The 10,401-nt window shown below is 73.9% G+C and carries 10 protein-coding genes; 2 read left to right on the forward strand and 8 right to left on the reverse strand.

Annotation, left to right across the window (positions count from 1 at the left end):
- Window positions 1–93: 93 nt before the first annotated feature.
- From LIU39_RS30455 to LIU39_RS30490, 8 genes are all read right to left on the reverse strand, one after another.
- Window positions 94–351, reverse strand: a complete 258-nt coding sequence (locus LIU39_RS30455; RefSeq protein WP_227050166.1) for a hypothetical protein — start codon at window positions 349–351, stop codon at window positions 94–96.
- 216 nt (window positions 352–567) lie between these two features.
- Window positions 568–1,104: a tRNA (adenosine(37)-N6)-threonylcarbamoyltransferase complex ATPase subunit type 1 TsaE gene (gene tsaE, locus LIU39_RS30460; protein ID WP_227050167.1), complete on the reverse strand. Its 537-nt coding sequence runs from the start codon at window positions 1,102–1,104 to the stop codon at window positions 568–570.
- A 60-nt stretch (window positions 1,105–1,164) separates the two neighbouring features.
- Entirely contained in the window at window positions 1,165–2,448 is a 1,284-nt protein-coding gene (locus LIU39_RS30465; RefSeq protein ID WP_227050168.1) for an alpha/beta fold hydrolase, read from the reverse strand.
- Window positions 2,445–3,638 (reverse strand): alanine racemase, encoded by a 1,194-nt coding sequence (gene alr, locus LIU39_RS30470; RefSeq protein WP_227050169.1) that lies wholly within the window; start codon window positions 3,636–3,638, stop codon window positions 2,445–2,447. Before alr ends, LIU39_RS30465 begins: the two co-directional genes overlap by 4 nt.
- A gap of 113 nt (window positions 3,639–3,751) precedes the next feature.
- Window positions 3,752–5,176 (reverse strand): NAD(P)H-hydrate dehydratase, encoded by a 1,425-nt coding sequence (locus LIU39_RS30475; protein WP_227050170.1) that lies wholly within the window; start codon window positions 5,174–5,176, stop codon window positions 3,752–3,754.
- A gap of 74 nt (window positions 5,177–5,250) precedes the next feature.
- Window positions 5,251–5,619, reverse strand: a complete 369-nt coding sequence (locus LIU39_RS30480; protein ID WP_227050171.1) for a holo-ACP synthase — start codon at window positions 5,617–5,619, stop codon at window positions 5,251–5,253.
- A gap of 40 nt (window positions 5,620–5,659) precedes the next feature.
- A complete protein-coding gene (gene glmS / locus LIU39_RS30485; RefSeq protein ID WP_227050172.1) occupies window positions 5,660–7,507 on the reverse strand; it encodes a glutamine--fructose-6-phosphate transaminase (isomerizing) in 1,848 nt (615 codons plus the stop codon).
- 80 nt (window positions 7,508–7,587) lie between these two features.
- Window positions 7,588–7,779: a hypothetical protein gene (locus tag LIU39_RS30490; protein WP_227050173.1), complete on the reverse strand. Its 192-nt coding sequence runs from the start codon at window positions 7,777–7,779 to the stop codon at window positions 7,588–7,590.
- Window positions 7,780–8,078: 299 nt separating this feature from the next.
- Between LIU39_RS30490 and coaA the strand changes: the two genes are divergently transcribed.
- Complete coding sequence (coaA, locus tag LIU39_RS30495) at window positions 8,079–9,068, forward strand: type I pantothenate kinase (protein ID WP_227050174.1); 990 nt, start codon at window positions 8,079–8,081, stop codon at window positions 9,066–9,068.
- 45 nt (window positions 9,069–9,113) lie between these two features.
- Window positions 9,114–10,061, forward strand: coding sequence for a DUF389 domain-containing protein (locus LIU39_RS30500; protein WP_227050175.1), 948 nt, complete (start codon window positions 9,114–9,116; stop codon window positions 10,059–10,061).
- The last annotated feature ends 340 nt before the right edge of the window (window positions 10,062–10,401 follow it).

Raw genomic sequence — 10,401 nt, forward strand, 5'->3', positions numbered from 1 at the left:
ACGAAGAGGCAGAAACGGCGGCCCGTCGGGTCGCGTTCCCGCCCTCGGACCGCCGCCCCGTTTTCCGTCTCCCCCGCGGACGCCCCTTTCGGATTACGCCGCGTCGCGGCGCCCGGTGGACGCGGCGGTCGTGGCGCCGCTCTCCCCCTTCACGTCCCGGGCCGCCTTGGCTGCGCGTGCCTCGTCCGGGGACTCGGGCGGTGTCGATACGGCGCTGGCCGCGGCGCAGGCGGCGAGCAGCTGGTGCATGGTGGGCGGCTGTTCGCGCGCGTCGGGCTCATCGCGCCGGGTCGCCGCGAGGGGGGTGCCCCCGCGCCCGTCAGGCGTGGGGGAGGGCTGGTGGGCAGACATGGACGCCTCCCGGGCTCCTGGGGCAAGCGGCAGAACGAGATCCAAAGTTAGGCAGACCTAACTACCTCTGCCACCATGTCACCATGCCCGGCACCGCACGCGCAACATGTTACCGACGGCTTGTCGGAAACTACGGGTGTGCGTGACCGGACCCCGGGCCCGTCAAAGGCGGAAGAGCCGGGGGAAGGGGAAAAAGGGGGAGCGGGGTGCCGCCGGTCAGTCCGTGGCCAGCTCCGGCAGGCCGGCGTCCGTCCAGCGCGCGCCGATACCGGTGACGGTCACCTCGCGCACGTCGTCCGCCGCGCTCTCCAGGGCCGCCTCCAGGGGGCCCTGGCCATCCGCGCCGACCGCGCGCTCGATCACGACGTGCAGCCGGTTGTCGGACAGCTCCTCGACCTTGCCGTCGCCCCATTCCACGACCACCACCGAATCCGGCAGCGACACATCGAGGTCCAGGTCCTCCATCTCGTCGAGGCCGCCGCCGAGGCGGTAGGCGTCGACGTGCACCAGCGCGGGGCCGCCGGACAGCGGGGGGTGCACACGGGCGATGACGAAGGTCGGCGAGGTCACGGCGCCGCGTACCCCCAGGCCCTCGCCCAGCCCACGGGTCAGCGTCGTCTTGCCCGCGCCCAGCTCACCGGTGAGCAATACCAGGTCGCCGGGGCGCAGCAGGGCGGCCAGTCTGCGGCCCAACTCCTGCATCCGGTCGGGGGATTTGACGGTGACGTGGGTCCGGGTGGCGGTGGTGCTCATGCCGGAAATGGTACGGGCAGGGCGGGGTGCGGGGCTTACGCCGGACGGGGGCCCGAGGTGTCAGGCCCGTTCCGAACGGGAGCGCCGGGGGGCCGCGGCCGCCCGTTCGACCAGGGACACCAGCGCTTCGGTGACCAGCTCGGGCCACTCCAGCATCACCAGATGCCCGGCGCCCGGCACGCGCACCAGCTCGGCGGCGGGCAACAGCTCGGCGATGGCCTGGCTGTGCTCGGCGGGGGTGATCAGGTCCTGTTCGCCGGCGAGTACCAGCGCGGGCACGGTGTCGTACGCCACCAGCGACGCGGCCTTGTCGTGCGTCGCGAAGGCCGGGAAGAACTCGGCGACCACGTCGATCGGGGTCGCCTCGATCAGCCGCTCGGCGAAGCGCGCGACCCCGGGGTCGACGTCCTGCGGCGTCCCGAACGAGTAGCGCTTGACGAGCCCGGCGAACAGGTCGGCGGTGGCCCGCCGCCCGCGCTCGACGAAGTCGCTCTGCGCGCCCAGCACCTTCAGGACACCCGGCGCGAGCCGGTGGAACGCCTTGACGCCGAGCGACGGCAGCCCGAACGCGACCTCGCTGAGCCTGCCCGCCGAAGTGCCGATCAGCGCCACCCCGACCACCCGCTCGGCCACGAACTCCGGGAACTGGTCGGCCAGCGCCATCACCGTCATCCCGCCCATGGAGTGCCCGACCAGCACGATCGGCCCCTCGGGCACCGCCGCGTCCAGGACCGCCTTGAGGTCGCGGCCCAGCAGGTCGATGGTGACCGGCTCGCTGCCGTCGGCCTGGGAGCGGCCGCGGGCCGAGCGGCCGTGGCTGCGCTGGTCCCAGTGCACGGTGCGGACGGCGCCGCGCAGCGCGGCCCGCTGGAAGTGCCAGGAGTCCTGGCTGAGGCAGTAACCATGGCTGAAAACGACCGTGAGGGCGGGTGAGCGGCGCCGCAGCACCGCGCCGAGCCGCTTGCGGACCGCGGCCTGCGCAGCGGCGGCCGCACCCGCTTCGCGCCCGGCGGCGCCCTTGTCCTTCCCGCCCCGGCCCGGCTTCGCCGCCGGCCCCTCGCCCGCCTCGTCGATCTCGTAGGCCAGCTCGGTGCCGTCCTCGGCGACGGCCGTGCCGGGGGTGCCGCGCAGCGTGCCGTACGGGCCCTCGGCGTCCAGGGCCAGCCGCGCCCGGCGGCGCATCCCCCGGCCCACCGTCATCCGCTCGATCGCCACGCCGGCCGCCGCGCCCGCGGCGACCACGCCGATCGCCGCGCCCGCGATGCCCGCGTGCCGCCCGGCCTTCGCCCAGTTGCCCGCGGTATCGGCAGCCGCCTCGATCGCCGCGTCGCCGGCCTCGCTCATCCCGTGCCCCCCATGTCCCGGCTGCCTGCCGCCGCGGGTACGCCGGTCTCCGGCGCACTGTCCAGATGGACGCGCGGCACGCGGCTTCCGATCCGCGTGACGATTTCGTAGCCGATGGTTCCGGTCGCCTGCGCCCAGTCCTCGGCGGTCGGCTCGCCGCGGTCCCCGGGCCCGAAGAGCACCGCGCGGTCCCCGGGCAGCGCGGTGTCGTCGCCCAGATCGACCACGAACTGGTCCATGGCGATCCGGCCCGCGACCGTCCGCCGCTTCCCTGCGACCAGCACCGGGCCGCTGCCCGACGCGTGCCGCGGGATGCCGTCGGCGTAACCGAGCGGCACCAGCGCGAGGGTGACCTCACCGGACGTCGTGTAGTGGTGGCCGTACGAGACGCCGTGGCCTTCCGGTACGCGCTTGACCGACGCCAGGTGCGCCTCCAGCGTCATCGCGGGCCGCAGCCCCAGCTCCCGCGCGGTGCCGACCTCGGGGGCGGGCGAGATGCCGTAGACACCGATGCCGGTGCGCACCAGGTCGAAGTGCGCCTCGGGGAGGGTGAGCAGCGCGGGCGTGTTGGCGATGTGCCGGACCTCGGGGCGCAGCCCGGCGGTCTCGGCGACCGCCAACGCCGTGCGGAAGGCGGCGAGTTGGGCGGCGATGGACGGGTGGCCCGGCTCGTCCGCACAGGCGAAGTGGGACCAGACGCCGGTGACGGAGATCAGCCCGGCGCTCTCGGCGTCGCGGGCGGCAGCGGTCAGCTCCGGCCAGTCGTCCGGCTGGCAGCCGTTGCGGCCCAGGCCGGTGTCCGCCTTGAGCTGCACCCGGGCCCTGCGGCCGGCCTCCCGGGCGGCCACCGTCACCTCGCGCAGCGCCCACAGCGCGCTGACGGAGACGTCGATGTCCTGCTCGACGGCCGTGCGCCACGGGCCGCCCGGCGTCCACAGCCAGCACATCAGCCGGCCGGTGTCGCCCGCCGCCCGCAGCGCGAACGCCTCCTCGGGCAGCGCGGTGCCCAGCCAGCTCGCGCCGGCCGCGCGGGCGGCGCGGGCACAGGGCACCGCGCCGTGTCCGTAACCGTCGGCCTTGACCACGGCCATCAGCTCTGCCCCGGGTGCGCGGCCCCGCAGCGCGCGCACATTCGACCGCACGGCGGCGAGGTCGATGGCGGCGCGGGCCCGCATTGCTGTCTCGTTCATCCCCCTCAGTGTCTCAGGCGATGCCCCGCGGACCCGGGGTACGGCCGGTGAACCGGACCACGCGCGCCGCATCCGCCCCCTGCGCTCCACCCGCCGCTTCAGCCCATTTCGCCTCAATCCTGGATGTCGCGCCAGGCCACGCCCAGGTGACCGGCCACCTGGGAGGCCGTGATCGGGGCGCCCCGCACCCCGGCCGCCCGCCGGGCCGCCAGACCGTGCAGATAGGCGCCGACGGACGCCGCCTCACGGGCCGGAAGACCGGCGGCCAGCAGCGATCCGGTCAGCCCCGACAGCACGTCGCCGCTCCCGGCCGTCGCCAGCCAGCCGGTCCCCGTCGGGTTGACCCGCACCGGCCCCGCGGCGTCGGCGACCAGCGTCGTCGAGCCCTTGAGCAGCACCGTCGCGCCGTAGCCCGCCGCCAGTTCGCGCACCGAGCGCAGCCGGCCCGCCTCGATCTCCGCGCGGTCCCTGCCGAGCAGCGCGGCCGCCTCGCCTGCGTGCGGGGTCAGCAGCGTGCCGGCCGTCCGGGCACGGACCCGCTCCGGCGTCAGGAAGCGCAGCCCGTCGGCGTCCACCAGCACCGGCACGTCCGCCGCCAGGACGTCGTCCAGGGCCTCGGCCTCCTCGCCGATGCCGGGCCCGATCACCCACGCCTGCACCCGGCCCGCCTTGTGCGGCGGCCCCGCGTGCACCAGCGTCTCCGGGAAGTGCGCGAGCACCGCGTCGGCCGCCGGGCCGACGTACCGCACGGCCCCCGCGCCGCCGCGCAGCGCGCCCGCCACCGCCAGCACCGCGGCCCCCGGATACCGCGCGGATCCGGCCACCACACCGACCACGCCGCGCCGGTACTTGTCGCTCTCCGCCGCGGGCCGCGGCAGCAGCTCCGCGACGTCCGCGTGCTGCAGCGCCTCGGCCGTGGGCTCCCCCGGCACGTCGAGGCCGATGTCCACCAGCCGCAGCGCCCCGGCCCGCTCCCGTGCCGGGTCGATGAGCAGCCCCGGCTTGTACGTCCCGAACGTCACCGTCGCGTCGGCGCGCACCGCGTCGCCCGGCACCTCCCCGGTGTCCGCGTCCACCCCGCTCGGCAGATCGACCGCCAGCACCCTCGCCGACTTCGGAACCGCCCGCACCAGCCGGTCGGCCTCCGGACGCAGCCCGCCGCGCCCGCCGATCCCCACGATGCCGTCCACCACCAGATCGGCCCGCGCCAGAGCGGCCCGCGCCTCGTCCGCGACCCGGCCACCGGCCGCCCGCAACGCGGCCAGACCGCCCGGATGCGCGCGGCCGGGCGACAGCAGTACGGCGGTCACCCCCGCGCCCCGACGGGCCAGCCGGGCACCCGCGTACAGCGCGTCCCCGCCGTTGTCCCCACTGCCCACCAGCAGCACCACCCGGGCGCCGTACACCTTCCCCAGCAACTCCGCACAGGCAACGGCCAGTCCGGCCGCCGCCCGCTGCATCAGAGCCCCTTCGGGAAGCCGCCCCATCAACTCCCGCTCCGCCGCCCGCACGGCCGCCACGCTGTACGCAGTCCTCATGGGGCCAGTCTCACACCTGGCGAGTGCCGTCGCCCCGGCCCCACGCCACGGAGCGGGGCAGGCGGCAGCGCCCCTCACCCCTCCGCGATCACCACCGCCGAAGCAACCCCCGCGTCATGGCTGAGGGAGACGTGCCAGGAGCGGACGCCGAGTTCGGTGGCGCGGGCCTCGACCGTGCCGCGGACGCGGAGGCGGGGGCGGCCGCTGTCCTCGACGTAGACCTCGGCGTCGGTCCAGTGCAGGCCGCCGGGTGCGCCGAGGGCCTTGGCGACGGCTTCCTTGGCGGCGAACCTGGCGGCGAGCGAGGCGGTGCCGCGGCGTTCGCCGCTGGGCAGCAGCAGCTCCTCCTCGATGAAGAGCCGCTGCGCCAGCTCAGGCGTGCGTTCCAGTGCGGCGCCGAACCGGTCGATCTCGGCGACGTCGATGCCGACTCCGATGATCACCGGCCCGCTCCGAGGCCGCCGCGGACGCGGGTGAGGCCGCTCATTCCACCGTCACCGACTTGGCGAGGTTGCGCGGCTGGTCGACCTCGTTGCCCCGGGCGGTGGCCAGTTCGCAGGCGAAGACCTGGAGCGGGACGGTGGAGACCAGCGGCTGGAGCAGCGTCGGCGTCTGCGGGATCCGTACGAGGTGGTCGGCGTAGGGCACGACGGTCTCGTCGCCCTCCTCGGCGATCACGATGGTGCGCGCCCCGCGGGCCCTGATCTCCTGGATGTTGGAGACGATCTTGTCGTGCAGCACCGAGCGGCCGCGCGGCGACGGGACCACGACGACGACCGGCACGTCCTGCTCGATCAGCGCGATCGGCCCGTGCTTCAGCTCGCCCGCCGCGAAGCCCTCCGCGTGCATGTACGCGAGTTCCTTGAGCTTGAGCGCGCCCTCCAGGGCGACCGGGTAGCCGACGTGCCGGCCCAGGAAGAGCACGGTGTTCTTGTCGGCCAGCCCGCGGGCCAGTTCGCGCACCGGCTCCATCGTGCCCAGCACCTGCTCGACCTGGGTGCCGATCGCGGCCAGTTCGCGCACCACGGCCTGGACCTCGTCGCCCCACTTGGTGCCGCGGACCTGGCCGAGGTACAGCGCCACCAGGTAGCAGGCCACCAGCTGCGTCAGGAACGCCTTCGTCGACGCCACCGCCACCTCGGGCCCGGCGTGCGTGTAGAGCACGGCGTCCGACTCGCGCGGAATCGTGGATCCGTTGGTGTTGCAGATGGCGAGGACCTTCGCGCCCTGTTCACGGGCGTGCCGCAGCGCCATGAGGGTGTCCATCGTCTCGCCGGACTGGCTGATGGCGATGACCAGGGTGCGCGGGTCCATGATCGGGTCGCGGTAGCGGAATTCGCTGGCCAGCTCGGTCTCGCAGGGGATCCGCGTCCAGTGCTCGATCGCGTACTTGGCGATCATCCCCGCGTGGTACGCCGTTCCGCAGGCCACGATGACGACCTTGTCGACCTCGCGCAGCACCTCCGGCGGGATCCGCACCTCGTCGAGCGCGAGCACGCCTGCGGCGTCGATCCGGCCGAGCAGGGTGTCGGCGACGGCCTTCGGCTGCTCGGCGATCTCCTTGAGCATGAAGTAGTCGTAGCCGTCCTTCTCGGCGGCCGACGCGTCCCAGTCGACGTGGTACGCCCGCACCTGCGCGGGTGCGCCGTCGAAGTCGGTGACCGTCACGCCGTCCCTGCGCAGCTCCACGACCTGGTCCTGGCCCAGTTCGACGGCCTCGCGGGTGTGCGCGATGAACGCCGCCACGTCCGACGCCAAAAACGCCTCGTCCTCGCCGATACCCACCACCAGCGGGGAGTTGCGGCGCGCGCCGACGACCAGGTCGGGCGCATCGGCGTGCACCGCGACCAGCGTGAAGGCGCCCTCCAGGCGGCGGCACACCTGTCGCATCGCCTCGGGCAGATCACCGCAGGACGAGTACGCCTCGGCCAGCAGATGGGCGACCGCCTCGGTGTCCGTCTCGGAGGTCAACTCATGGCCGCGGTCGGTCAGTTCGGCGCGCAGTGCGGCGAAGTTCTCGATGATGCCGTTGTGGACGACGGACACCCGCCCGGCGTTGTCCAGATGCGGATGGGCGTTGCCGTCGGTGGGCCCGCCGTGCGTCGCCCACCGGGTGTGGCCGATGCCCGTCGCGCCCGTCGGCAGCGGCCGGGCCGCCAACTCCTTCTCCAGATTGGCGAGTTTGCCCGCCTTCTTGGCCGCGGCGAGCTGCCCGTCGGCCAGCACGGCGACACCCGCCGAGTCATAGCCGCGGTACTCCAGCCGCTTGAGCCCGGCGAGAACGACATCAAGAGCGGGCTGCCCGCCCACATAACCCACGATTCCGCACATGCCCCGCAGCCTACGCGCCCCTCACCGGCGCGCCCCGGGCCGCGACGCGGCAGGGAACGGGGCGCACGGGACCGGGCGCCTCACCACCCGCGGGCGAGCCGGTCCACCGCCTCCTGGACGGCGTCCAGGAACTCCGCCTCCTCCTCCGAGTCCGTCTCGCCGCCCCGCTCGTCGTTCTCGACGAGTTCGGCGAGGTCCTCGGCCAGGTCCACATCCGGGTACGCGTCCGCCAGCTCGGCGTGCACCTGCGCCGCGAATCCGTCCATCCTCATGTCCTCCCCGACTCCCCCGGCGGCCCCACGGCCCCGACCATTCCTCACGGACCGCCGCCACGGCGGTCCGAACAGGCGCGCGCGCACGCCCACCCCCCGTACTTCCCGCGGGCCGCTCACGACCCGCATCCACCACTGACCGTAACCGCGGAACCTCACCGGGTACAGACGGCCTTCCGGCGCCCCGTCCCGCTCCGCCCGCCCGTTCCGGCACGTACGCCCCGCTCCCCCGGCGCCGCCGCGTTCCCGCAGTGCCACCCCGAGGTGAATCGCCCGCCGCGGCTGCGCACAATGGGCGCGTGCCTCTGACGACCGATCCGCAGCAACGCCGCCGCGCCGAGCGCTCCCCCTACGTCGACCTGACGCGCACGGAATGGAGCGCCCTTCGGGAGAAGACCCCACTGCCTTTGACAGCAGATGAGGTCGAACGGTTGCGCGGCCTCGGCGATGTGATCGACCTGGACGAGGTCCGGGACGTCTACCTCCCACTCTCCCGGCTCCTCAACCTCTACGTCGGCGCCACCAGCAATCTGCGCGGGGCGCTCAACACCTTCCTCGGCGACGCGGGCGGCGGCCACGGCGCGCAGCCCGGCACCCCCTTCGTCATAGGGGTGGCCGGCAGCGTGGCGGTGGGCAAGTCGACCACCGCCCGGCTGCTCCAGGCGCTGCTGGCACGCTGGCCCGAGCACCCGCGCGTGGAGCTGGTCACCACCGACGGGTTCCTCTTCCCCAACGCCGAGCTGCACCGCCGCGGCCTGATGTCCCGCAAGGGCTTCCCCGAGTCGTACGACCGCAGGGCGCTGACCCGCTTCGTCGCCGACGTGAAGTCCGGCAGGTCCGAGGTCACCGCGCCCGTCTACTCGCACCTGATCTACGACATCGTGCCCGAGGAGCGGCTGACCGTGCACCGCCCCGACATCCTCATCGTGGAGGGCCTGAACGTCCTCCAGCCCGCGCTGCCCGGCAAGGACGGCCGCACCCGCCTCGGGCTCGCCGACTTCTTCGACTTCTCCGTCTACGTCGACGCACGGACCGAGGACATCGAGAAGTGGTACCTCGGCCGCTTCCGCAAGCTGCGCGAAACCGCCTTCCAGAACCCGTTCTCGTACTTCCGCAAGTACACCCAGGTCTCCGAGGACGAGGCCCTGGACTACGCCCGGATGATCTGGCGCACCGTCAACAAACCCAACCTCCAGCAGAATGTGGCCCCGACCCGCGGCCGCGCGAACCTCGTGCTGCGCAAGGGCCCGGACCACAAGGTGCAGCGGCTCTCGCTGCGCAAGCTCTGAACGGTCCACCCCGATCCGCCCGATCCGCCCGGCCCCGGAGAACCCATGCTGCACCTGCGCCTGATGGTCCCCGCGGACCGTACGCACGACGTCCTGCGGCTGCTGGAGGCGACCGTCGGCACCGCCCATCTCGCCGTGCTGACCGGCGCCGCACGCGACCCGCAGGGCGATGTGGTGCTGTGCGACGTGGCGCGGGAGGCCGCCGACGCGCTGCTGGAGGAGCTGCGCGCCCTGCGCATCGACGAGGACGGCTCGATCGCGGTCGAGGACATCGGCCTGTCGCTGTCCGCGCGCGCCGACCGGGCCGAGCGGGAGGCACCGGGCGAGGGCGCCGACGCGGTGCTGTGGGAATCGCTGACCGAGGCCACCCACGAGGAGTCCACGCTCTCCGTCACCTACCTCGCCTTCCTCACCCTCGCCACGATGATCGCGGCCTGCGGCGTGGTGCTGGACAACGCGATCCTCATCGTCGGCGCGATGGCGGTGGGCCCGGAGTTCGGGCCGCTGGCCGGGATCTGCACCGCGCTGGTCCGGCGGGCGCCCCGGCTGGCCTGGCGCTCGCTGCTGGCGCTGCTCGTCGGCTTCGCGGTGGCGGTGGCGGTGACCATCGGCTTCAGCTTCTTCATGGACGCGGTGCACCTCTTCGACGTCGGGGCGCTCAACGCCGCCCGCCCGAACACCGCGTTCATCTACCGGCCCGACTGGTTCTCCTTCGTCGTCGCCGTGCTGGCAGGTATCGCCGGGGTGTTGTCGCTGACCTCGGCGAAGTCCGGCGCGCTGGTCGGCGTGGCGATCTCGGTGACGACCGTCCCGGCCGCCGCCAACGCCGCGGTCGCCTTCAGCTACGGCAGGTTCGGCCAGGCCCGCGGCTCCACCGAACAGCTGCTGCTCAACCTCGTCGGCATCCTGCTGGCCGGCACCGTCACGCTGCTCGCCCAGAAACTGCTGTGGTCCCGGCAGCAGCGCCGCCGGCACGAACAGCGCACCGCCTGACGGCACACCCGCACAACTCGGCGGGCACACCGGCCGGTTACCCCGGCTCCGCCCCGCCCGATTCTCCTCCCGCACGCGTCTTGCCACCGCTACGGGTCGGTTTTACCGTCAGGTAACACGGTCTGCACACGAGCCTTACGCACTGCGTCGACGGCGAGGCAGGTTTTATGGTGCGTTCATGTCCCTTTGATGGCCCGGCAGTTGGCGATCCCACCGGCCGCCGGCCCCCGGCGGCGACCACCGCCCCACGCCCCGCACACCCGGCCGCGTAAGCCACCCGGGCCCGCCGACCCACCCCCCCTCACCCCCGCGCGCGGACGCACCCCCCCCGCCATCCGGC

The sequence above is a fragment of the Streptomyces pinistramenti genome (genome assembly GCF_020564935.1).
In the GTDB taxonomy this organism is placed as follows: Bacteria; Actinomycetota; Actinomycetes; order Streptomycetales; family Streptomycetaceae; genus Streptomyces; species Streptomyces pinistramenti.